Origin of the sequence: Paenibacillus sp. FSL H3-0302, assembly GCF_037982245.1 — a bacterium.
Classification (GTDB): domain Bacteria; phylum Bacillota; class Bacilli; order Paenibacillales; family Paenibacillaceae; genus Paenibacillus_AQ; species Paenibacillus_AQ odorifer.
Genome location: NZ_CP150284.1, coordinates 3,079,933 through 3,103,671, shown reverse-complemented (window position 1 = coordinate 3,103,671; position 23,739 = coordinate 3,079,933). Strand labels below are relative to the sequence as shown.

Annotated in this window: 24 protein-coding genes; 5 read left to right on the top strand and 19 right to left on the bottom strand. The window is 42.1% G+C overall.

Going from position 1 to position 23,739, the window contains the following annotated elements:
• Positions 1 to 5 precede the first annotated feature (5 nt).
• From MHH50_RS13800 to MHH50_RS13780, 5 genes are all read right to left on the bottom strand, one after another.
• Entirely contained in the window at positions 6 to 728 is a 723-nt protein-coding gene (locus MHH50_RS13800; RefSeq protein WP_076301976.1) for a ThuA domain-containing protein, read from the bottom strand.
• 25 nt (positions 729 to 753) lie between these two features.
• Positions 754 to 1,914: a Gfo/Idh/MocA family oxidoreductase gene (locus MHH50_RS13795; RefSeq protein WP_076185992.1), complete on the bottom strand. Its 1,161-nt coding sequence runs from the start codon at positions 1,912 to 1,914 to the stop codon at positions 754 to 756.
• Positions 1,915 to 1,924: 10 nt separating this feature from the next.
• Positions 1,925 to 2,968 (bottom strand): LacI family DNA-binding transcriptional regulator, encoded by a 1,044-nt coding sequence (locus tag MHH50_RS13790; RefSeq protein ID WP_076275712.1) that lies wholly within the window; start codon positions 2,966 to 2,968, stop codon positions 1,925 to 1,927.
• Between the two features lie 189 nt (positions 2,969 to 3,157).
• Positions 3,158 to 3,907 carry a sulfite exporter TauE/SafE family protein gene (locus MHH50_RS13785; RefSeq protein ID WP_076129295.1) on the bottom strand — a complete coding sequence of 250 codons (750 nt, stop codon included), beginning with the start codon at positions 3,905 to 3,907 and terminating at the stop codon, positions 3,158 to 3,160.
• Between the two features lie 358 nt (positions 3,908 to 4,265).
• Positions 4,266 to 5,141, bottom strand: coding sequence for a LysR family transcriptional regulator (locus MHH50_RS13780; RefSeq protein WP_076185996.1), 876 nt, complete (start codon positions 5,139 to 5,141; stop codon positions 4,266 to 4,268).
• Positions 5,142 to 5,269: 128 nt separating this feature from the next.
• On the opposite strand from MHH50_RS13780, the gene MHH50_RS13775 reads away from it, so the two are divergent.
• Complete coding sequence (locus tag MHH50_RS13775; protein WP_076129293.1) at positions 5,270 to 6,163, top strand: DMT family transporter; 894 nt, start codon at positions 5,270 to 5,272, stop codon at positions 6,161 to 6,163.
• A 71-nt stretch (positions 6,164 to 6,234) separates the two neighbouring features.
• Here MHH50_RS13775 and MHH50_RS13770 read toward each other — a convergent pair whose 3' ends face one another.
• The 6 genes from MHH50_RS13770 to MHH50_RS13745 form a co-directional block, all read right to left on the bottom strand.
• Positions 6,235 to 7,734 carry an MDR family MFS transporter gene (locus MHH50_RS13770; RefSeq protein ID WP_076279000.1) on the bottom strand — a complete coding sequence of 500 codons (1,500 nt, stop codon included), beginning with the start codon at positions 7,732 to 7,734 and terminating at the stop codon, positions 6,235 to 6,237.
• A gap of 247 nt (positions 7,735 to 7,981) precedes the next feature.
• Positions 7,982 to 8,722: a stalk domain-containing protein gene (locus MHH50_RS13765; RefSeq protein ID WP_076186004.1), complete on the bottom strand. Its 741-nt coding sequence runs from the start codon at positions 8,720 to 8,722 to the stop codon at positions 7,982 to 7,984.
• 130 nt (positions 8,723 to 8,852) lie between these two features.
• Entirely contained in the window at positions 8,853 to 9,617 is a 765-nt protein-coding gene (locus tag MHH50_RS13760) for a M15 family metallopeptidase (protein WP_217696535.1), read from the bottom strand.
• 14 nt (positions 9,618 to 9,631) lie between these two features.
• Positions 9,632 to 10,543, bottom strand: coding sequence for a hypothetical protein (locus tag MHH50_RS13755; RefSeq protein WP_076129290.1), 912 nt, complete (start codon positions 10,541 to 10,543; stop codon positions 9,632 to 9,634).
• A 59-nt stretch (positions 10,544 to 10,602) separates the two neighbouring features.
• On the bottom strand, positions 10,603 to 11,928 hold the full coding sequence (locus MHH50_RS13750; RefSeq protein WP_076129289.1) for an FtsW/RodA/SpoVE family cell cycle protein: 1,326 nt from the start codon (positions 11,926 to 11,928) through the stop codon (positions 10,603 to 10,605).
• On the bottom strand, positions 11,925 to 12,257 hold the full coding sequence (locus MHH50_RS13745; protein WP_036678319.1) for a PadR family transcriptional regulator: 333 nt from the start codon (positions 12,255 to 12,257) through the stop codon (positions 11,925 to 11,927). Before MHH50_RS13745 ends, MHH50_RS13750 begins: the two co-directional genes overlap by 4 nt.
• Positions 12,258 to 12,515: 258 nt before the next feature.
• Between MHH50_RS13745 and MHH50_RS13740 the strand changes: the two genes are divergently transcribed.
• From MHH50_RS13740 to MHH50_RS13730, 3 genes are all read left to right on the top strand, one after another.
• Positions 12,516 to 13,010 (top strand): hypothetical protein, encoded by a 495-nt coding sequence (locus MHH50_RS13740; protein ID WP_076308577.1) that lies wholly within the window; start codon positions 12,516 to 12,518, stop codon positions 13,008 to 13,010.
• Between the two features lie 210 nt (positions 13,011 to 13,220).
• Entirely contained in the window at positions 13,221 to 13,754 is a 534-nt protein-coding gene (locus MHH50_RS13735) for a PadR family transcriptional regulator (protein ID WP_081388325.1), read from the top strand.
• 59 nt (positions 13,755 to 13,813) lie between these two features.
• Positions 13,814 to 14,632: an SDR family oxidoreductase gene (locus tag MHH50_RS13730; RefSeq protein ID WP_076186022.1), complete on the top strand. Its 819-nt coding sequence runs from the start codon at positions 13,814 to 13,816 to the stop codon at positions 14,630 to 14,632.
• A gap of 193 nt (positions 14,633 to 14,825) precedes the next feature.
• On the opposite strand, the gene MHH50_RS13725 is transcribed toward MHH50_RS13730, so the two are convergent.
• Positions 14,826 to 16,280, bottom strand: coding sequence for a DHA2 family efflux MFS transporter permease subunit (locus tag MHH50_RS13725; RefSeq protein ID WP_076130929.1), 1,455 nt, complete (start codon positions 16,278 to 16,280; stop codon positions 14,826 to 14,828).
• 50 nt (positions 16,281 to 16,330) lie between these two features.
• Positions 16,331 to 16,900, bottom strand: a complete 570-nt coding sequence (locus tag MHH50_RS13720) for a TetR/AcrR family transcriptional regulator (protein ID WP_076186025.1) — start codon at positions 16,898 to 16,900, stop codon at positions 16,331 to 16,333.
• A 1,512-nt stretch (positions 16,901 to 18,412) separates the two neighbouring features.
• Between MHH50_RS13720 and MHH50_RS13715 the strand changes: the two genes are divergently transcribed.
• On the top strand, positions 18,413 to 18,847 hold the full coding sequence (locus MHH50_RS13715) for a DUF4395 domain-containing protein (RefSeq protein ID WP_076126204.1): 435 nt from the start codon (positions 18,413 to 18,415) through the stop codon (positions 18,845 to 18,847).
• Positions 18,848 to 18,858: 11 nt separating this feature from the next.
• On the opposite strand, the gene MHH50_RS13710 is transcribed toward MHH50_RS13715, so the two are convergent.
• The 6 genes from MHH50_RS13710 to MHH50_RS13685 form a co-directional block, all read right to left on the bottom strand.
• Positions 18,859 to 19,392, bottom strand: a complete 534-nt coding sequence (locus tag MHH50_RS13710; RefSeq protein WP_076218015.1) for a hypothetical protein — start codon at positions 19,390 to 19,392, stop codon at positions 18,859 to 18,861.
• Between the two features lie 64 nt (positions 19,393 to 19,456).
• A complete protein-coding gene (locus MHH50_RS13705; RefSeq protein ID WP_076218016.1) occupies positions 19,457 to 19,897 on the bottom strand; it encodes an NUDIX domain-containing protein in 441 nt (146 codons plus the stop codon).
• A 26-nt stretch (positions 19,898 to 19,923) separates the two neighbouring features.
• Positions 19,924 to 20,799, bottom strand: coding sequence for a serine/threonine protein kinase (locus tag MHH50_RS13700; RefSeq protein WP_256717446.1), 876 nt, complete (start codon positions 20,797 to 20,799; stop codon positions 19,924 to 19,926).
• Between the two features lie 46 nt (positions 20,800 to 20,845).
• Positions 20,846 to 21,115 carry a PQ-loop domain-containing transporter gene (locus tag MHH50_RS13695; protein WP_076126195.1) on the bottom strand — a complete coding sequence of 90 codons (270 nt, stop codon included), beginning with the start codon at positions 21,113 to 21,115 and terminating at the stop codon, positions 20,846 to 20,848.
• Between the two features lie 80 nt (positions 21,116 to 21,195).
• The gene (locus MHH50_RS13690; protein ID WP_076309347.1) at positions 21,196 to 22,185 is read right to left on the bottom strand and encodes an ROK family protein; all 990 of its coding nucleotides are present in this window, start codon (positions 22,183 to 22,185) and stop codon (positions 21,196 to 21,198) included.
• 36 nt (positions 22,186 to 22,221) lie between these two features.
• Positions 22,222 to 23,721: a PLP-dependent aminotransferase family protein gene (locus tag MHH50_RS13685; protein WP_340034455.1), complete on the bottom strand. Its 1,500-nt coding sequence runs from the start codon at positions 23,719 to 23,721 to the stop codon at positions 22,222 to 22,224.
• Positions 23,722 to 23,739 lie beyond the last annotated feature (18 nt).

Genomic DNA, 23,739 nt, shown 5'->3' with positions numbered 1-23,739 from the left:
AGAATTTATTGACTGTCTGCCATTCCACTATAGCTATTCCTAACCCCCGAAACATTGGATAATGCTTGCGCTTTACCTTCAGCTGCCCATATTAACCCTCTGCGCATCATTTCACGCACTTGCGGCTGATCTACAATGTCCGCATGATGCCCCAGTGAATTATAATAAACTCTGCCCAAGCCCCAACGTTTTGTCCAAGCTACTGGCATATCAACAGCCTTATTATACGAATGAGGTCCTTCAACTACTGGAAAACGAGTCGTAGCAAGCACTTCAACAGCTGGATCTACATGCAGATAATATTGCTCTGAGCAAACACTGAAATCTTCTAATCCTTCTACCAGAGGACTTGAGCTTTGACAAATCTCTACGGTATAGTTAACGCCGTCATTCCCAGGATGAGCTACCCATTGTCCACCCGTCATAAACTGCCAATCTACATTATTACGAAAAGAATCACACATCCCGCCATGGCAACCGGCAAGACCTGTTCCATGCTGTACAGCTGCGGAGACATGATTCACAAAATCCTGCTCGATTGTACCCATCGTCCATACCGGAACGATCAAATCTAGTCCAAGAAGCTTATCTGCATCAGCAAAAGCCTCCAGTGTATTCGATACTTCAACTTCAAACTGTTCCTCTTGCAGCATTTTAGCGAATATATCCGCTACCTGCTCAGGCTCATGACCCTCCCAACCGCCCCATACAATCAATGCTTTTCTCATCTTCAGCACTCCTTCTAAGGTTAGATTACATCTCAGATAAATCGACCCACCGGCGTTCATCAATAGAGCGTTCTACTGCCTCTAACACCGCTTGGCATTTCACTCCATCATTGAAATTTGGTTCTGGCTGACGACCTTCTTCAATTGCGTTAGAAAGCTCCAGCATTTCGTGAATAAACGTATGTTCAAAACCAATCGTATGACCAGGCGGCCACCAAGCCTCTGCATACTCATGAGCAGGATCGGTCGCCAGCACACGGCGAAAACCTTGCACATCCTCGGCATCCGAGGTCAAATAAACTTCCAATTCATTCATACGTTCAAAGTCGAATTTCACACTGCCAAGACTTCCATTGATCTCAAAAGAATTGGTAGAGCGATGACCCGCTGCGAATCTTGTAGCTTCAAAGCTGCCCAGAGCACCATTATCAAAACGGGCTAAAAACAAGGTGGCATCGTCAACGGTAACCTTACCCTTGGGTGCATCCTTATCTCCTTTAGCGCTTAAACCAGTCATTTCAGCGGCGAGCGGACGCTCTTTTATGAAGGTCTCGCTCATGCCGATTACTTCCTTCATATCACCTACTAAGAAATGAGCCAAATCTATGAGATGCGCCCCCAGATCTCCATGCGAACCCGAACCGGCGATATCCTTCTGCAGTCTCCATACTAAAGGGAAATCCGGATCTATTATCCAATCTTGTAGAAACCAAGCCCGAAAATGATAAATCTTTCCCAGCCGCCCACTCTCTATGAGCTTCTTAGCCAGTCGAACTGCCGGAGAAAAGCGATAATTAAAACCAACCATATGTGTAACTCCCGCGTCTTCAGCAGCTTGCAGCATTTCACGGGAATCCGCCAAGGTCAGCGCAAGTGGTTTTTCACAAAAAATATGTTTACCTGCTTTGGCTGCTGCCAAAGCTATCTCCTTATGCGCGTTGCTGGGAGCATTAATATCTATAAGATCAATATCCTCTCGAGCGATCAGATCCTTCCAGTCCGTAACACAATCCGCCCAGCCTAACTGCGATGCAGCTTCTCCAAGCGCTTCACTATTACGTCCACAGATTACAGACATTTCCGGTTTAAGCGCTTTCGGGAAAAACATAGGCAAACTGCGATAAGCATTACTGTGGGCTTTACCCATAAATTTATAACCGATCATTCCAATGCGAAGCTGTTTCATCTTATTCCTCCTAAGTGTTGATAGATTTAGATGAAGCTCGTATAACTAGTTCTGTCGGTAATTTGATCTGTACGGCTGGTGCGGGTACTTCTGCCAGATTGTTTCCCAGCAATTCAATGATTTGGGCTGCAGCAAGTTCTCCTAGTTCGTAAAAGGGAACCCGCACACTGCTTAATGCAGGTGTGGTAAGCTCCGCAGCTTCCGAATCATCATAACCCACAATAGCTGGCAGGCGATCCCTTGGTATTCCTAGCTCCTGTAGCCCTTGCTGCAAACCTATGGCCATCCGATCATTGGCGGCCATAATCGCATCAATCTCATTCAGCAAAGGCAACATTTCTTTGGCAGCTATAATTCCGCTTTTCCGGCTAAAGTTACCTTCGAACAAAAGTGAAGAGTCTACAGAAAGATTCACCTCTGCCAAAGCGCGGGTATACCCCGTTAAACGATCTCGGCTGTTGGAATAAGATTCTGGCCCATTTAGAAAAGCAATCCTCGTAAAACCTTGTTCCAGTAAGTGTTTAGCCGCTTGCCAGCTTCCTTCGACATGATCGGCATCCACCTCGTGAAAAGCTTCCCCAGCAAAATGCTGATTAATCAGACAAAAAGGATGGTCTTCTTCCTTCAAACGACGGAGTGAGGCTAGCTCACCTGGCTCTTCTTTAGCGCCAAGCACAATGCAAGCATCGATCTTCCGCATCTTAAACAACTCGTTATAATCCATTGGCGCTTCGGCATTCCGAAACAGCATTAACAGATCATAACCCTCTTCTCGCGCCTTGCTCCCTATTCCACTTAATATTTCCGAAAAATAATAAGTGGAGAACAAGCGGGCTTTCGGCAAATAAGGCATCACTACACCCAAGTTCCCGCTCCGTCTACGAGCAAAGCTCTGAGCAAGTGAACTAGGGGTATAGCCTAGCTTCAGTGCAGCTGCCAACACACGTTCCTTCGTTTCTTCCTTAATCGGACCAACATTGTTTAACACGCGAGATACTGTGGCTTCTGAGACACCTGCAAGCTCGGCAACCTCTTTACGGCTGGCGATATAAATTCCTCCTTCTCATAGGTTATGAACAGTGACATTTAGCCTCGTTCAATTCGCTATTCGAAAACGCATTCATTTAATGTACGCGCGTACATTTTCTCATGAACAAGGCTCTTCGTCAACCCTAAGATTGGATAAATTTAAAAGACGTTCATATACAGTAAGGGGGAAGAACGTCTTTCTTTTTCTTTTCAACTATCCGCGAGGCACTAGCATTAGGACACCAAGTAAAATGATAATCAGAAATAAGTAACTCTCAAATTTTTTAGCAGGAATACGTTTATTCACATATACCCCAAGGACCGTAGCTAAGAGAATTGCTGGAATAGAATATCCATAAAGAACAAGAGCATCCACCGTCCACAATCCCCCGATAGCATGCCCCGTTACAACGAGTACACCAGAAATAAGAAAATGAGCTTGCAACGTACCCCGAAAACGATCCGGATTCCATTGTCGTAAAGTACCATAGATCACGACAGGGACACCATTAAAGTTATAAGCACCGCCAAGTACACCCGAAGCGAATCCGAAAGGATACACCCAGCCTTTTGCCTTAAGCAAGGGATGATCGATCGTCTTAACTATTCTCTTCTTAATCACCGAATAAACTCCATAAACAATCAAAAATATACCAAGTCCAGTCATAATTACACTTGCCGGTGCTAAATAAAGCATGACAAGTCCTACAGGAATTCCTATCACTGTTGAGAGTGCTAATCGAATCAAGATAGGTCGTTCTATATGCCGCCACCCACTCACAACTGTAAGTGAGGCAACCGTGAGGCCTGCCAATCCAATCAAAGAAACTGAAGTATGTATAGGAATCGGGAGCAGTGCAAGCAGTGGCATGCTCACAATCGCTTCACCAAAACCAAACACGGTTCTCATTAAGGCACCTATAAATACTGCTACTACGACTAGTGTAATTATTGTAACGCTCAATCGCTTAATCCTCCTCCTAATCTCATCCATCCGTAATTGTGCATAAAGTCCTCACATTTCCAGAACATCTGAATACATTCCTTATTTCCACTCTTCTAATTATAACATATTAATTATTCTAAAACAGATATTGATAGAGGATTAACATGCAATTTAACGTTTCTTAAATCATATCTAACGCCGTAAAACTATAAGATAATGGATATATACATATATTTAACTAAAATCCTTTAAAATCGATTATAGCAGCCTGTGTGTAGTTCCTATTTTCTGAAAAACTAGCTGAAGTACTAAACAAAAAAACTGATCCCTCTTAACTTTGATGAGGTATCAGTTTCTTATTTTTTGACGTATTTATTTAGGTGTTATCTTTCAGCCACACTTGCACATGCTTTAGAAATTTTTTGGTGACGGGAGAAGCGTATTTCATAGAGTGGACAGCAATTCCTAACGATCTGAAACTACGTTCCTCCAATTCTAGCATGGCCACATTATAATTTTGCCGGGTCAAGACAAGCTCTGGCAAAATACTAATGCCAAGGCCTTTCTCCACCATCGACATAATGGCATAGTCATCACCTGCTGAGAATTTAACATTAGGTTTAATACCCGCCTTATCCAGCACACGTCTAACATCATAATCCGAGCCTGCTTTCGGGATAATGAAATCCTCTTTAGCAATTTGCGATAAGGAAAGAAAGGGTTCTGCACTAAGCGGATTCTCTTTAGATACAATCCCTAACATCCGGTCTTTTTTTAAAGGAATTACGTCAAACTTCTCACGTGTAGGCAGTGAAATAAAACCGCAGTCGATCACTCCAGCCTCTATCCATTGCTCAACCTCCAAATAACCGCCTTCCATCAGCTTGATTTCTATATATGGGTATTCACTGCGAAATTGCTTAATCATCCCTGGCAGCCAATGCACAGACACACTGGTGAACGTACCGATGGTGATCGTGCCAATCTCTAGCCCGTGGATGTCCGCTACCTCCTGCTTCAATTTCTCGTTCCATTTCAAGATTTCACGGATAGGCTGCAGAACTTGTTCCCCGTTTACCGTTAATTTCACACCGGATCTATTTCTAATTAATAACGCGAACCCAAACTCCATCTCCAAGCTGCTAATGGTGTGACTAATTCCGGATTGCGTAAAACCCAGCATTTCTGCTGCTTTTGTTAAGCTGCCTAGCTCTACAACTTTCAGAAAAATCTCATATTTATTAATGCTCAACCTCTGTTCCCACCCTTATAAATTACATAAGTTTTACTCATGTATTCTATGATAAACATTCAGTTACCTTATGTATAGAGCCGTATTATACTATATTGAGTTGAAAATGAAGAAGGATGGATGAAGAGATGAAACCGCTCAAAGCTGAGCTGCTGCTGTTAGTTGTAACATTATTTTGGGGCTCCTCTTACATATTTATGAAAATGGGGTTAGGTACGTTAGGCGAATTCAATCTGATTGCACTCCGCTTCGGACTTGCTTTTATATTAGCCGCTATGATATTCCACAAACGATTAAGACGAGTAGACATGAGAACATTAAAATATGGTGCTCTCCTCGGATTCCTCCTGCTAGGCGTATTCACATGTATAACCTTCGGACTTCAAACAACCACCACCTCAAACGCAGGATTTTTAGTTGCATTGACGGTTATTTTTGTACCGATCTTGGATCGAGTTATTTTCAAAAAAAGAGTTGCACCTCCGCAAGTGTTCGGCTCCATCCTCGCCATAGCCGGGATTGGACTTCTTACCTTAAATGCAACCTTAACTATTCAACCGGGTGACTTTCTGTGTATCCTTTCGGCAGTGTTCTATGCGGTACAGATCTTATTTACAGGCAAGGCGGTAAAAGAATGTGATTCCCTGAATATTGGAATCTTGCAGTTAGGATTTGCCGGAGGGTTGGCCTTAGTGTTGTCCGCAATCTTCGAGACACCTTCGCTCCCCTCTACTTTGCCAGGTTGGGCAGCAATTCTAGCGCTTGGTATCCTATGCAGTGCCTGTGGCTTCATCCTGCAACCTATTGCTCAAAAATATACTTCACCAACCCGCACCGGACTAATCTTCTCCCTTGAGCCGGTCTTCGCTGCGATGTTTGGTTATTGGTTCGCTGCTGAGAAGTTATCGATGCAAGGCTATGCTGGCGCAGCGCTTGTTCTGCTGGGAATCGTGGCTTCTGAGCTGCTTGGTAAAGCAAGTCTCCCCGCATCGTGGGCTCAGAAGAAACCAGAGCATTTATAACAATAAAGGCGTCGTTCAACTATACAAGCTGAACGACGCCTTTTCTATATTATCTATGTTTTTGGGTTCAATTAATGCCCCATCATCATCGCCGCATCTGCCTTCTGTCCCTCTCCAGAGGTAGGATCGCCAGCAGAAAGCTTAGGCTTGCGCAAAATAATACTCATCAATACACCTACCACTCCTATGCAGCCAGACAGGAAGAACACATCATCAAAACCACTAACTGCGGCTGTCAAAGGATTACTTCCCGCTTTCAGTGCTCCCATATGAACAGCGATCTGACTAGTCAGGTAACCTGTCATTCCAGCTATAGCAAATGAAACAACGACTTGTTGAGCAGCAGCAGTTAGTGAAGTTACACTTCCCACCCATTCACGTGGAGCAGCATTCAAAACATGAGTATTCAAAGGCATCATCGTTAGACCCATCCCAAAGCCTAAGAAACCCAGGTATGTCATAATTAACGATAAATTTGTTGTAACACTAATTCCGGATAACAGGAACAAGGTGACCGTAATGATACTAAGTCCAACAAACGCCAGCGGACGAGCCCCGATCTTATCAAACAACCTGCCGCCAATCGGCATTCCGATTGCTGAAGCTAAAGCCTGCGGAAGTAGAATCAGGCCGGTCTCCAGCGGGGTATAGCTTCGAATCTGCTGCAGGTAAAGGGGCACAAATAACATGGACCCAAACAAAGCAGCTTGCATAACCCAAGTTAAAATAATACCCCGAGTGAAATCCGACGAACGGAAAACTCGCAGTTGTAAAAGCGGATTTTTGTGAAGCAGCTCCACAATGACAAGAAGGATCAATGCAACCCCTCCAACAGATAAGCCAACAATAGCGGGAGTAGACGACCAGCTTGTTCCACCGCCTTCATTCACCCCATAAGCCAACATAGAGAAGGCAATTGGGGCAAGGATAATGCCTAGGATATCGAGTTTGCCTTTGCTCTTTTGTTCAGACTTCGGCAAATATTTAACACCAAGAATAATGCCAACAATTCCAATAGGTACATTAATCAAAAAGATCCAGTGCCAGCTTACGTACTCCACCAGCCAACCGGATAAGACTGGACCGAGTGCCGGAGCTAAGAGCATTGGAATACCAAGCATCCCCATAATAGAACCTCGACGTTCTACTGGAGCTAATTTAAAAACCATCGCCATCCCAATGGGAGCAACCATCCCCCCGCCAAGACCTTGAATGACTCGAAAAATAATGAGCTGAGATGAGCTTTGTGCAACCGAACATAACATAGAGCCAAGAATAAACATCGTAAGAGTTGCCAGAAAAACTTGTTTCGATCCAAAACGATCGGTCATCCAGCCCGCGAGTGGGATTACAGCCGCTAAAGCTAAAGTATAACCCGTAATCGCCCACTGAATCGTTTTGAGATCGGAAGCAAAATAATCAACCAGCTTGGGAACGGCCACATTCACAACAGTACCATCCAGAATAACCATAATCATACCGACAATAATAGCAAGAAGCGGGGGGATGATTGCTTTTAACGAAAAGGGTTGCTCTTCTGCAGTACTCATTCCATTCATTGTTTTTGTCATCCAGTACTCCACTCATTTCTCTAATTTAATTAAATGCTTTATTGATTATTTCAAATTTTAATTTACATTCGATGAATCTGGAAGTCAACAAATAAAACCATTTTTTACATTAAAAACACATCGGGTTTACGATACCCTTCAGAAATTATCTGGGAAAGTATATTAGAACAGCAAAAAGACTATGCATAATCCCCTAAAATCTTCTCGCTTGGGAAATGTGCATAGTCATCATGGAATCATTTTCCGATTAGAGCGTCTCTCTTAATTCTATAATTTTGCCCGATGTGTTCAAAATAATTTCAAGTGGAATCTCTGTCTCTGCAAAATCCAATACACAGCGGATAGAAAATTGATCCTCGTTATAGCTACTTTTTGTAGATTTAATCCCATGATAATTCCCGGCTTTTATCGTAATTTGCTTCCAGTCTTCCAGTAATCCATTTGAGCTTGGCTTATTTACGACCACATCATAATGATATCGCTCCGATAATTCATTATATTTACCGCCGACCAGTAACCCCGCTATAACACTCGCTGTCACTTCAGGGGTATACACTTCAACTTGATTGGACTCCCCATCATATGAGGTTACTAAACCAATTGTCTTAAAAAAGGAGATTGGAACATAGATATGATCCTGTCTGAATTCGAAATCATCTTTAAAAACCAACTCTTGTGCATTATTGATGCTAACTAAATGTTCGTTAAGCTTCCATTTAATTATTTCATTTATCCTTGTTAGCGTTATAGTTTCTGAACTTTTTTGATATGTTGTTGTATATTTCAGTGCATTGGAAGCCTCTCTGAGCGGAATCATGACCGTGGAACCCTTATTGTAGGCTGAATGGGGATTAGTTTCCAGTAGTTTACCATTCAAAATTACGCTAACCTGGCCGGAGTCTGCCCATACTGTTGGAGCGGCAAATCCACCAAATCCATTAGTTAAAAACAGAACACCTAACACAACAACCGCTGCCATTTTGATCATCCGCTCGAAACCTCCCTTTAGTTATTACAAGTATTATGTGCGTTTCCAGCATGTGCTAATCCTAAGGATAATCAAGACAAGCAAAAAAAGAAGCCGTTCAACATTATGTTGGGCCGCTTCTTTTAAATAACTATTCCACCTTGAAGTCAAAATACTGCTTAGGAAAAGGCTCTTTTATCAGCGTAAAATGCCACCATTCCTTACTATAAGGTTTAAAGCCTTGCTTCACCATAACCTCTTTGAGAATTGCGCGATTTGCTTTCTGAGTTTTGGTGATCAACGATGTATCATAAAAAGAGATCTCTCCGAAAAAATCAAACGGGCTGCCCATATCTACATCTACACCGGTCTCTTTATTGACGATCGTTAAATCGATGGTACTGCCACGGGAATGTCCTGATTTTTTCGCTATAAATCCGAGTTTAAATAAATTACGTTTATCCAGTAGCGGGTAATATTGCTGCTTCATCTTAGTATCCGCGGAATTCTGTGACCATCTTACAAAATGATTCACCGCGGTCTGCGGACGATAAGCATCATAGATTTTTAGGATATATCCTTTTTTGGCTAAATCCTCACTTACTGCCTTCAAGGCTGTAGCTGCAGTCCGTGAAAAGATCGCTAAAGGCGCTTTATAACCATCAATCCGCTTCCCTACAAAATTATTGTCTCCGTAATAGCGAATTTCAAATTGGGCAGTAGGAATCACTTCATCCAAATAGACAAATCCTTGCGGCAGACGGTTTTTCTTCTCCAGCTGCATTTGCTGCAGTACATTGTCTGTAGATGATCCAACGTAAGCTGCATCTGCACTGCCCATAAAAATAGTGTTTGTCCATAACAACAGCACAAATGCGAAAACTATGATTTTTGTTCCTCTAAATCCGCTTCTCAATAGATCCCGCCTCTTCATTTCGAATTAACCGTTTGATTCAGAAACTTCTCCACTTCAGGTGTGAGTTTATTATTCGTGGAATCAAGTAACTGCAGTAGTTTTTCTAAAATCATTAGGATTCTGGTATCGCCTTTGTTTCCTTTTAATGCATTCTCATACGCCTTCTTTACTTCAGGTTTGATTACTTGCTCATCATAGTCATAAGCTGGTGTGTTGCTTGATCCATATAATAAGCGTGAAGTTGCATTGAGCAGCTCTTTTTGAAGAATGGTTGACCGATTGGAAGCTGGGTATTTCGTCACAAAGTCCTCCAGTGCAAGCGCCCTGTTCGTTAACTCTGTCCAACTAATCACAATAGCTGCATCAAAAACACTTGGTTGATTCGATTCAGTGGCCATGATGTCTATATAAGCAGCGATGTCCTTCGTGACATACGGCTTAAAGCTTTTGAACCCCTCATAATGCATCACTGGATAGTACATGCCCTCACTAGTCTCCAGCTTATACCCCTTATCCCGTCCTTCAATTAACATATTGCGTACATTAGCATCTTTGATCGCATTAAGGAGTGTGCTGTAGGTTAGATTTTTGCTTTTGGAAAAAGCATTATTTATCTCTTTCTGAACATTCTCCGGAAAAACCTTCTCAGAGTACACAGGTAAATATGCCTTCTGTGCATTTTCGAGCTGGAGTGTCATCTGAGTTGCTGTCCAGGTATCCACTTCTTTGATATGGTTAATCAAATAATTCCGTGCGTTAGCAAGAGATGCCGGTTTCTGTACATATTGTTGGAATTGGTTATAGACTTTTGCAGATTCTTTCACAGTTGCGGCAGCTACAGTATCAGTTGTATGTATACTCCCAAACCCTCCCATAGAGCCTAGGGCAAAGGCAACACTTAACAAGCCTGTTTTTTTCCATCCCATTAAAAGACCTCCCTTAAGTATTCATACTTAATAATTAGACATACGAGAGGATCCTGAATCTAACTCAGTACAGTATTATCCTGGACGGCTCCAATATCCTTCCTACGATAAATTCCCATCAAAAGTCCAATAGCCGCATATTCAAACCATACATGACTCCCATAGCTCAGGAAAGGGAACGGGATAGAAGTCAGCATCATTCCGCCGCTCAAAACAGCAAGACCATAGGTTAGTCTTATGGCTAGCAAAAATGCCAAACCCAACACTAAAGCTTGTCCATAGGGATCACGAATCGCTCGTATCGTAGATAGAAGCTTGATAAAGAACCAGGAGATAACTGCAAGCAAAAGCAGCGCCCCCGCCCAACCAAAACAGTGAATAAGATAGACAGGCAACATATCTGAGTAAACATACGGCAGCTTTTGTTCTACTGCTCCGAATCCGTGCCCCCACCAACCCGCTGAACTAATAACTTCACGCATTACTTGATAGATATAGCCATAACCTTCTGGATCTAAAGATGGATTTATTGCACTAATAATTCTGGCCATCAGGTAGTCGCTATTGAAGATGAACATTAGTCCAACTATTACAAAGAACCCTAATAATACTACACTCTTTATCCAATCGCGAGTAATCCATACATATAATACTAGTGAAGAGATTAGATACACCACAAGCTCTGGAAGAGAGTTTAGAGAGATAAGAAGCCATGCAGGTGCTAACAGAAGGCTTATGTCGAACAACCCACTCCGCCAAGTTTTCTTTTTAGCCGATTCCTTACGATTCACTAAAATCCCTGCTAACGCGACTATCAAAACATAAGGACGATAGGATGTCATATCAGGTAAGATCAAAAAAATCCTAGGACCATAATTTACTCCATTTATTGTTATCCCCCAGAATATACTCGACAGAATTCCTGCTATTGATGTTCCGTATAATACCCACGAGAAACTTCTCAGCTTTCTGAAATCAATGAAATACAATCCAAACATCAATACAATTCCAATGAGTATATTTATCGCTTGGCGTCTAAACGCATTATCCAAAAAAGCACCTTTAACAATATCACTGTAGCCTACATCCACAGAACTCATTCCGATCAGACTGATCGCGGATAATAAAGCTACAACGCCAAACAATTCCCAAGGTACATGTGGTTTATGTATTAGATGAAGTTCCTTTCCTAACGTTTGCGGGTTCCCCATTTGTGCGATCGCCCAAGCTATGGCTTCTTCCCGTGATACACCGTCTGATTCTTTTTCACAAATTAAATCTTCTAGATGACTAGCTAATTCTTGACGTATCTCTGGGTGAGTTTTTTTCGCTTTAATCTCTGCACACACTTCATCCAAAAATTGCTGCTGCCTCTCTTTCATCATACACCACCCTCTCCCAGAACGGAGTCAACTGCACCTTTAAACATAACCCATTCTGCTTTTTTCTCCTTGAGTTTCTCTTTACCTTCATCCAGAATTCTATAGTATTTACGCTTCCTTCCCTCTACCTCCATCCAGTAAGCCTCTACCCAGCGCTCACTTTCCATCGCATGCAGAATTGGATACAAGGTTCCTTCTTTTAATGAAAAAACACCCTGTGATCTCAGCTCCAGCTCTTTGATTAACTCATAACCATATAATGGCTTCTCCAGTAAAAGAGTCAGAATTAACGTACCCGTACTGCCCTTCAGCATCTCTTTACTTACTTTCAACAGCTAACACCTCCTAAATTCTAACTTTACAATTGGCTTGGGACCGGATTCGGCTCATTCTACGGGATTTATACCGTTGATTTGCTTCCTCTTCTAATGACTAATATCTGTATATCATGAATATTAGTTATCCTTTTATACCTAGGATAACTATACATCGTAAATCTATGCATGTAAAGTTTCTATTAAGAATCCCTTATTCCCTCCTCATTCATGTATAATAATGGTAATACAAGCAGGATGTTGAGGAGATCAACGATGAGAAAAACAACAATAACAATCTTGAGTTTTACCGTTCTATTCATATTTGTTTTCGTTGGATATATGCTCCGTAACAATTCGATGAACTATTATGAGACGTGGAAGATAAATTGGGGCATATCGATCTCTAAACCTACAGAGTCAAAGGTGATATTTGAAAGTCCACCCAGTTTCCATGGGGATGGCGAAAGCTATTACGTATTAGATTATGACGAAAAGCAATTCAAAGAAATCAAAGATGCAGCATTTTGGCATCCCCTCAATGTTGAATCCATTGACCCCTTAAAAGAGAGAATATCAAGTTTCAAAGACTCTGTGATTGCCATTTATCCAAATGAAAAAGAAAAATACGAAAAATTATTTTGGGCTAACCCTATAGAACTCGAAGAAAGAGGATTCTATTACTATAAGAAAAAAGATGATGGTAGCTACTGTATCGTGATCCTTAACGTGGAGTTACAACGAGTATATATGATGGAATGGACACAATGAAAATTTAATAAGTGAGAATTAAATGACGATCGCTCCCCGGTATTCTGCCAGGGAGCGATCGTCGTTTTTTCGGGATGTCTCTTAATTATTATGAATACATAAAAAAACAACTCCAAGTATCCGTCCAATATATATTGACTCAATATATAAAGGTCTGATATATTGTGATAACGATATACAAATATTTAGAAACTTAAAGGAGGCCCTATTTTGAACAGTCAGGATGTTATTTTAGGCATGCTTATGAAAAAATCGTTGACTGGATACGAAATAAAGCAGTTATTGGAGGAAATATTCTCTAATTTCTATAGTTCTAGTTATGGAACGATTTACCCTACACTTGCTCGCATGGAAAAGGAGGGTCTGATTACTAAGGAAAACATACCTCAGGAAGGTAAGCCTAATAAAAATCTTTTAAACATCACGGATAAAGGAAGAGATAGTTTTAATGCCTATTTACTAGCCCCACTAGAGGCTGACAGTATTAAGAAATCTGATTTTATGATGAGGCTTTATTTTGGTGAATTTGTCGGGTATGAGAAGGTGATTATTTGGTTGAAGCAAGCTCAAGAGGAATCACAACATAAGTTAGATCAATTACTCGCTCAGTATTCGCTTTATAAAGATGAAATGCATCCAGCACAGATCATCTGCATTCAAATTGGCATAGAAGAATATAAGGCTAAACTAACAACCATTGCTGAGGGATTGTTAAACATGGAGAAGTTAGTACTTACGAAGTGAGTTTTAATACGAACCAGGTTAAGATGTACCGCTCATAAAACTTTTAGGAGGAATTGTAGATGAAAACAATTTTTATAACGGGTGCTTCGTCTGGTATCGGTAGAACTACAGCAAAACATTTTGCTGAAAGAGGATGGAATGTGGTAGCCACGATGCGTTCACCTGAACAAGAAAGTGAATTCACTACACTTGATAATGTGTTGGTGTTACGGCTCGATGTTGAGAAAGCAGACACGATTCAACCTGCGTTAGAGGAGGCGATCAAACGGTTCGGTAAAATTGACGTTCTTCTCAATAATGCTGGTTATGGAACAATGGGACTTATAGAAGTAGCTACAGATGAGCAGATCAGAAGACAGTTTGAAGTCAACGTTTTTGGTCTTATCAGTATGACTAAAGCCATGCTGCCACATTTTAGAGCTAATCAAGATGGTTTGCTAATCAATATCTCTTCTATGGGTGGAAAAGTTACCTTTCCTACAATGTCTCTGTATCATTCAACGAAATTTGCCGTAGAAGGTTTTTCTGAATCCGTATCTTATGAATTAGCATCACAAAACATCAAAGTAAAGTTAATTGAACCTGGTGCCATTCAGACAGACTTTGGTGGTAGATCGATGGAGTTCTTTTTTAATGAAGCATTAACGGAATATAAACCTTTTACTACTGCATTTTTGGGTAAATTGGGTGAGATGGAAAAACAACCTGCGTATGCTTCGCCTCCAGAACTTGTTGCGGAAACAATATATCAAGCCGCCACAGATGGGACAAGTCAATTCCGATATGTTGTTGGTGAAGATGCAAAAATGCTCATTCAAATGAAAGAAAATACGGCCGAAGAAGAATATCTGACTAATATATCCCAGCATTTTTCTTGAAAAAAATATTAAGTGGAGGTCGCTTTTCGGTATTCTACCGAGGAGTGGTCCTCTTTCTTATTGCGAACAAAAAAATCCCCTTCGATCAACAGTGTTAAGTCCATGAGATCATGAACTTTTTTTCACTGTCTATCCTAAGGGGATTTTACAAACTAACCTATTCGAACACCTTTTCTTGCGTCAAATTTATTTATTAATGCATCGGGGTATTCATTTTATGATTAACAACTACTCTTTTTATGAAGAAAGCAAGAATTAGTCCTACAATCGCCATACTCATTCCGAAAATAAAAGCATTTTGTACACCGTTCGTGAACGCAGGTAACATATTAGCTGGATCTGCTGGGTTCTCCACAGTTTTCATGTAGCTTTTTGAACCCGCGGTCATAATGCTGACTGCTAATGCAGTACCAATGGCACCAGCAACCTGCTGCAGTGTATTCATAATAGCTGTACCATCTGGATAAAGTTCTAGTGGCAACTGGTTAATACCATTCGTCTGTGCCGGCATAAATACCATCGAAATACCAATCATAAGCGTACTGTGAAGTACGATTACGAACACAACCGTAGAAGCTACAGTAATACTGGAGAAGAACCACAAGGCTACTGCTGCAATAATCAGACCTGGAATCACGAGCCATTTCGGACCGTATTTATCAAACATACGACCCATAATTGGGGACATCAATCCGTTTATAATTCCACCTGGAAGCAGCAACAGACCCGCTTTGAAAGCTGTATAACCTTGTCCTTGTTGAAGGTACATCGGAAGAATCAACATGGAGGACAGAATAACCATCATACAGATAAATACCATAGCTACACCAATAGCGAACATTGGATATTTAAAAGCACGCAGATTAATCATTGGCTCCTTCATCTTCATTTGACGAAGTCCAAACAATAACAGCGCTACTACACCTACGATGATCGCAATGATCACTTTCGGACTTCCCCAGCCCGCTTCTTCACCGGCACTGCTGAAACCAAACACAATACCACCAAACCCGAGTGAAGACAACACAATGGAGAGGATATCAATCTTCGGTTTCGTCACCTTTGTTACATTTTGCATGAACAGAATCCCGAATATCAATGCAATCACTAAGAATGGCAATGACAACCAGAAGATCCAGTGCCAGCTGAGGCTTTCAATAAGCAGTCCAGCAATGGTAGGCCCAATCGCCGGAGCAACCATAATAACCAGACCGATCATCCCCATTGCTGCCCCACGTTTTTCAGGAGCAATGATGATAAGGATTGTATTAAACATCAGTGGTAACAGAAGCGCTGTTCCCATAGCTTGAACCACTCTTGCTGTAAGTAAGAACTCAAAGTTAGGTGATACTGCCGCTAGGAATGTTCCTAGGATTGAAAAACATAAAGCGGCTATAAACAGCTGTCTCGTCGAAAACCATTGAAGCAGCATCCCCGAAATTGGTACTAATATACCCAGTGTAAGCAGATAAGCTGTTGTCAACCATTGTGCTGTTGCTGGGGTAATTTGTAGGACATTCATAAGATCGCTTAAGGCAACATTTAATGCCGTTTCACTGAACATTCCGATAAAACCTGCTAGTAATAAAGAGACAAGAATTGGAATAGTCTTAAACTTCTTGACCTCTTTTTGTTGATTCCCTTGCATAGTTGCTTCCACCCTTAATCCTCCTGATAATCTTATCTATTTGTCTGTATCTAACCAAGTATTACTGGGATAAACTTTGCCGCCGCGAGAAGCGGTTGTTCCTCCCGAAAAGTCAGCGTCTGGAGAAGCGCCCCTTCAAATAAAGAGATTACCACTGAAGCCTTATCGGCCGCGGGCTTGTTCTCTACGCCCTCATCCAAAAGACGTTTCTTGATCACATCCTGCAAGTCCATAAACACAGATTTACATGCAGTCCGCAGCTCCTCACTAATACAGGATGTCTCCGCCGCCAACCAAAAACTAAACGGAACAATCCCTTCGTATGAGGATTCCACAGCATCTTTAGCCATTCCTAGAATGAAATCCTCCATTGCCTCAGACGCACTCTTGCTGTTCTCCATATGATGTCTAAGCTTCTGAGCGACAACTTCACTAGTCCGGTTAATACATGTTAAAGCCAGTTCTTCTTTACCGTGAGGAAAGTAGTAATAAAGAGACCCCTTCGGTGAATCGCTGTCTTTAATAATCTGATTCAGTCCTGTTGCATGATATCCCTGAGAAAAAAACAATTTCGAAGCTGTGTCCAAAATCGCCTCACGCGTATTCGGCTTGTTTGACAAGCTGACACTTCCTTTGCATTATAACAATTGGTCTACATAATAAAACCATATTTCAAAGAGATATGTCAACACATAAATTACTTAAATTCAAAGTAATTTTGGTGGAAGATCGTGGGGGTTGGTTGGGTTAGCTCCATCCTCCCTATCGGACTCAGATGCAGCTATTTGCGCTAAAACATGCTTTTGGGCTCATTTTCGGACCTCACCGTCGCTATTCCCCTCAAACCGGACTGTTTTCATCCCATTTTGTGCACATAGCTGCAATGGAGTCCGATAATTACTCAAAAGGTTACTTTTCCAGCATATAAGGACTCTGGGGTCCGATAGCTCCTAACTTCGTACATCCTTCTACTTCACATTTACTTCTCATCGAGCTATTAGCTTCATTAGGTCGCACACTTGCCTCACACTATTTCCGCGTATGCATTTGTCCGTGTACTCCCTTGCTTCACACTTACTCCCACACTTTTGTTTTCCATGTACTACACTTGCTCTCAAGCTAACATTCCTATCGGACTCAGATGCAGCTATTTGCGCTAAATCATGTCTTTTCACAATTTTCCGGACCTCACCGTCGCTATTCCCCTCAAACCGGACTACTTTCATCCCTTTTTGTGCACATAGCTGCAATGGAGTCCGATAATTACTCAAAAGGTTACTTTTCCAGCATTTAAGGACTCTGGGGTCCGATAGCTCCTAATTTCGTACATCCTTCTACTTCACATTTACTTCTCATCGAGCTATTAAGCTTCATTAGATCGCACACTTGCCTCACACTATTTCCGCGCTTGCATTTGTCCGTCTACTCCCTTGCTTCACACTTACTCCCACACTTTTGTTTTCCATGTACTACACTTGCTCTCAAGCTAACATTCCTATCGGACTCAGATGCAGCTATTTGCGCTAAATCATGTCTTTTCAAAATTTATCGGACCTCAGCACCGCTATTCCCCTCAAACCGGACTGTTTTCATCCATTTTTGTGCTCATAGCTGCAATGGGGTCCGTTAATCTTTCAAAAGGTTACTTTTCCCGCAAATAAGGACTCTGGGGTCCGATGGAGTGAATGAGATGAGGTGAAGGAGATGGTGTGCAGGAGATGGTGTGAAGCAGATGAGGTGAACGAGATGGTGTGAACGAGAGAAGGCCCAATGTGCTGTGGAGAGGAGGTGAGGACGTAATGTGCTTGGGGTGGGATGCTATTAATGTCCATCTGTATTTTCGCAATAAATTACTACCTGCCTCCATCCAGCCCATCTGCTCCTTCTGCCCCCACTCGCCCCATTTGCTCCATCTGCCCCCTTCTAGCCCGTCTGCTTCATCCGCCCATCTGCTCCACCTACCTCCATCCGCCCGCCCCATCTTCCCCATCCGCCTCCAGCCATCTCCATACCTTCTCTCTCCCTCACTAAATTAACTCCCGACACCCCACGTCCGCTTGAAATTCTCTACTTCCCATTCCCGCAATCACAGCGTATACTATAATTATTCCAATGAGAAAGGTGTGAATAAAATGCAAAACGTGCCCAAAGGAATTCCCCGGCCATTAGTAAAAACTAATCAGGCGTTTATCGTCATTTCTGTAATATTAACCTGGCTAACAGGACAACACTGGATACTAGCGCTGCCCTTGTTTGCCGGATTGCTCGGTCTTTTGTTCGGTTATAATCCCATCATTAAGCTAGCTGCCAGGTTTCTGACAAAAGAGCGTTCCCACTATGTACTCGAAGACTGGTCACAACAACAGTTTAATCAAAGCATTGCTGTCTTCTGCCTCGCAGGGGGTCTGATCAGCTTCATCGTTGGCTGGACGATCGCAGCTTACATTTTCACAGCGCTCGTTGCGGTGGCCGCCACTGTGGCAATCCTAGGTTTTTGTATCGGATGTTTTATCCATTATCAATGGAGAATGTACAATTACAGACGTAAACAAAGCAGCACAAATTAAATTTGTTAATTTTAATCTCTCTCTTCTCCAACAACATCCCAGCGATGGCGAAATTTTAGTAACCGTGGATGCAGTGATAAAGGTGCAGCTGGCAACAATAACCGAATCTTTACAATCCACTCTTCAAAAGAAGAATAAGACGCAAACTGATTCGCCACCTCAGGCGTTAAATACAGAAAAATCGGCGAAGGATAGATCTCCAAAAGATGCCGCAACGCTGAATCAAGCGGAGTATACTTCTTTCGCTTCCCTTCCAAACTCTCTACCGTGATAAAGCTACGCCCTTGCTCCCTTTTCCATTCATGCAGCCGGTCCTCTCGCTTATAATAAGCGCTCACCGGCTCTTTGGTCATCCGTCGCACCGTTTCCTCATGAAGTGGATATAACACCAGTTTGGTGAAACGCCGGTCTGTTGCAGTTTTTGCCGCCACTTCAAGCTCTTGATCTGTTATATGTTCAAAAGAGTCGTAAAACACTAAAGTCCCTTTACGTTGCTCAACTGGCGGCTCATAGCCATAGGGTACATGCTGAATGTCTCTTTTCAATGAAATCCCTCCTGCTTGTTCTATTTATTAATCATATCATGTGACAACAGCAGGGCTATCATTCTTATCCTACAGCTGAAGATGAATGGTTAATGAAATCCTGAACTTTTGATATCAAGGCTGGGTAAATCAAGGGATACGTCAGCTCTTTTGGTATCTCAGTAAATCCTCTGATTTCTGCCATCTCATAAGGAGGAAGTTCTGCGAACTGTTCCACATTTGCAAAATATAACTTACCATAATTTTCTGGAGCGTCGATACTAGTGACCCTATAAATAGCTATTGGAAAAAGTGAGAATTGTTCCGCACCCGTTTCTTCATATAATTCTCTGGCAGCAGCCTGCTCCGGGATTTCGCCAACCTCTATATGCCCTCCGGCAAACTCCCACGTCGAACGGTTCTGATGTCTCGCTAAGATCCATTCTTCACCATGTTTAACCATAATAACAACGTACTTCAGCTCAACTTCTTTTTCCTTATCCAAATCATAAAAGTTTACCAGCAATTATATCCCTCGTCTTCCCTCCAGCCTCAAACATTTTTTGCCGCATCCCAAGCCAATTTAAATTCCGCTATATTCCGATACCGCTGCTCCCTCACCGCACTGACAGCCCGCAAAGCAACCTCGTAGAGAGCTTGGCTGGTTTCCCATTTTGCAAACGATCGATCGGATGCTCCTCCTAATAAAACAAATGCTGTGGCGCCCATATTAAATACATTCGTAACTTCATCAATCGGCGCATCCAAGCTAAACTCTTCCGGTGACTTGAATCTGGATGAACCCCAGAAGTTCTCTCCCAGATCATTTACAGCAGGCTTACCTCTATAATAATCAATATCACAAATTTTAGTTTTATCGTTTACAAAATCATAAAGAATACTTCCATCATAAAAATCGACAGCCACATAACCCTGTACCTCCACATGTTCATGAAACGAAAAGATTACATCTAATGAAGACAGACGTTTTTCAACGGATAATTGCTTATAACGAAAAAAAGGCGACTCCGGATGACTCAGCTTTGCTTCTCCCGCAAACAGCCAATGCGAATGTAAACATTCACCTGCAAACCAATCAAATACTGCTACATACCCCGACTCAACTTCAAAATGCGACAGTAGCGCGATCAGCGCATCATATCTAAGTTCGTTATATAACGGAATAGCTTCAATTAAACGGTTAACAGCATCCTGAGGATTCCCGGCATAAGTCAAAGGTTTCACCCCAGCAAATTTCACAAAATACTTCTTCCCCTCCTGCTCCACACCAAAAGAAAGATTTCCGGAGTCTTGCTGATCGAACACTTTAAACACTTTTCCCAGCTTAGTTAACCAAGCAAAATCACAGGCTTCCTGCAATTGAAAAATTACCGCATCGATTTCATATGTATAATATTTTTCGCGCAAATTAACCTCCTGCATTCATTATCTAGAATATATCTATTAGCTTCATTCATGGTCTTGTTCGATATTTAATCACTAGAATAATAACCAGCAACACAACACATAAAGACATCGTATTCGTAATCAAAAAAGCTAATCCAACCCCCGTAACCGCCAAACTGATCGCATAAGCTTCCATTAAACTAATCCCGAGCAGCATAAGTAAATACGATTTGAGATTTAAATCGGCTACGGATTTTGATTTGAGGATTTGAACAATCTGCGGGATCCATCCCAAAGAAAGAATCACTCCACCTATTAATTGCATGATTGCAAACATAAGAGCACCTCCACGGTTTTATACAGTTGTATTCCGGGCGGCTCGATCTGGTTCCATTTCATGTAAAAAAACAAATAACACTAAGCAAAGTTTAATTTCCCTGCATCTTGCAGCTTACTATACGCATAAGAGGCCGCACCTATAGTTCCTGCTCGACTCCCAAGCTCTGCTTGAACAATTTTACACTTACTGCTTGATAGCTTCAACGCATGCTGATGCACAGTCTCTCTTACAGGTTGGAGCAATTTATCTCCCGCCGCTGCCATTCCCCCACCTACAATAATAAGATCCGGGTTGAGGATATTCACAACATTCGCTAATCCAAATCCAAGTATAGTTCCAGTCTCCTGCATTACTTCCATAGAGAGAGCGTCTCCAAGTTCGTAAGCCTCAGATATCATTAACGCGGTAATTTGCTCATCTTGATCCTTAGTCCAAGTCTGAATAATACTTGTTCGACCTTCTTTCAGCTTCTCTTTAAAAGTATTCACCATGCCAATCGCGGACACATATCGCCCCAAACAACCGGAGCTTCCACATTTGCAGGGACGCCCGTTCCTGTACATATTCATATGCCCAATTTCACCCGCGCTATAAGACGTACCATAGATCACTTTTCCGTCGTTCACAATACCCGACCCTAATCCCGTTCCCAAGGTAATCAGAACCAGATTGTTATACCCTCTTCCTGCACCTTGTTGCCATTCACCATAAAGATTAACCCTAACATCATTATCAATAAAAGTAGGAAAGTCATAGAATTTTTTCATCTCATCTACAACATGTACATGCTCCCAATCCGGAAAATTCGGTGAGAAAAAAGAAATTCCCGTTACTGGATCAAGTAATCCTGGCACTCCCATTCCCATTCCTTCTACCAAATCTAATGGAATATTCGCTTCATCCGTGATTAAACGTACTGCTTCTCTAATCCGTCCCAACACATGGGCCGGGCCCTTAGCAGCCTCTGTTGGTATAGATCTTTCTTTTACAGCCATAAAATCAGTATCGTAAATCCCTGCTTTAATATTGGTTCCGCCAAGATCAATCCCTAACATATACCGTTTCATAAAAACCTCCAGAATTAGATATTCTATCGCTTTCGATTAAGTTCTAGTACTAACTGCCGCTTCCGTTTCAGCTAACATCAAGCGGTTCACACCCATTTTAATCTGATTCTCGGTGAGATTGGAATAACCAAGTAGAAAGACAGGACCTTGAGGTTTAATGCCCACAAAATAAGAAGACGCAGGATAAACCTGAACTCCATATCGTAACGCCAATTCAGCTATACGATGCTCTTCGGCATTGGATTCCAGCTCAATTAATAAATGAAGACCCGCCTCTTCCCCATAATAGCGGACATGACTGCCAAATTCAGCATCCAAACTTTTTACTAGACAAGCCCTGCGGGCAGCATAAAGTTTCCCCATCTGCGTAACATGCCTTGCATAATGTCCATTCTGAATAAATTCCGCCAACGCTTCCTGATCCAAAGCAGAAGACATACGATCTGTTATCCATTTGACCGCCAAAAAAGGTTGAATCAAAGTCGGAGGCAATACAACATAACCTATGCGCAGAGAAGGAAATAACACTTTACTAAAACTGCCTACATAAATTACTCTACCCTCAACATCTAGTCCAGCAAGTGATGATAGCTTCGGACCCTCGTACCTGTATTCACTGTCATAATCATCTTCAATAATAAAAGCTTGATTGGCTTTGGCCCATTCCAGTAACTGCACTCTTCGTTTCATCGACAGGGTCACCCCGAAAGGAAACTGATGCGAAGGAGTGACATAAGCTAGTTTTGGTTTTTTATGAGGATCTTCTTTGATGGTATCACAGCTTGCTTGGAGCTCATCTACACAGATACCCTCTAGGTCAACTCTGATGGGTGTAACCACCGCTCCAGCGAACGAAAAAATCTCCCGCACAACGTTATGTGATGGATCTTCAACAATAACTTGATCACCTTTTGAAACAAAAATTCTCGATAATATATCCAATGCCTGCGTCGCCCCGGATGTAATCACAATTTGTTCCGGAACCACGGGCATCGAACGAGTAGACCGTAATAAACGTGCAATCTCTTGGCGTAGTCCCAAAGAGCCCTCGACCGGGCCGTAACCCAAAGTATCAGGAGATGCACGACGACAGGCATTCATTAATGCTTTTTGCCACTGATCCATTGGAAAAGCGTCCCATGCAGGTACACCGTGCCGAAAATTACATAATACTGTGTTCAAGTCGTTTTCTATAATAGAAGTAGGATTGAGTGTTAGGAAATCAGGACCCTTCGTTATAAAATTGTAAGGGTTCTCAGAATCCTGGGGGTCTTTCTCCTCCACCGGCAGCCCCGTTATATAGGTTCCTGCCCCTTTTCTCATCTCCAGATAACCCTCTGCTTGAAGTAGCTCGTAGGATTGAAGAATTACACTTCTGGATACTTCCAGTTGATTAGCCAAAGTCCTTGATGGAGGCAGTGAATCCCCCCCACTTAAAGCTCCTGAATGGATAGCATTACGAACCTGCTCATAAATTTGACGGCTTAATGGAATGGGTCTTTGTTTATCGAGAGTAATCAGCAATTCATGCTTCATAAGATTTCCTACCCTTCT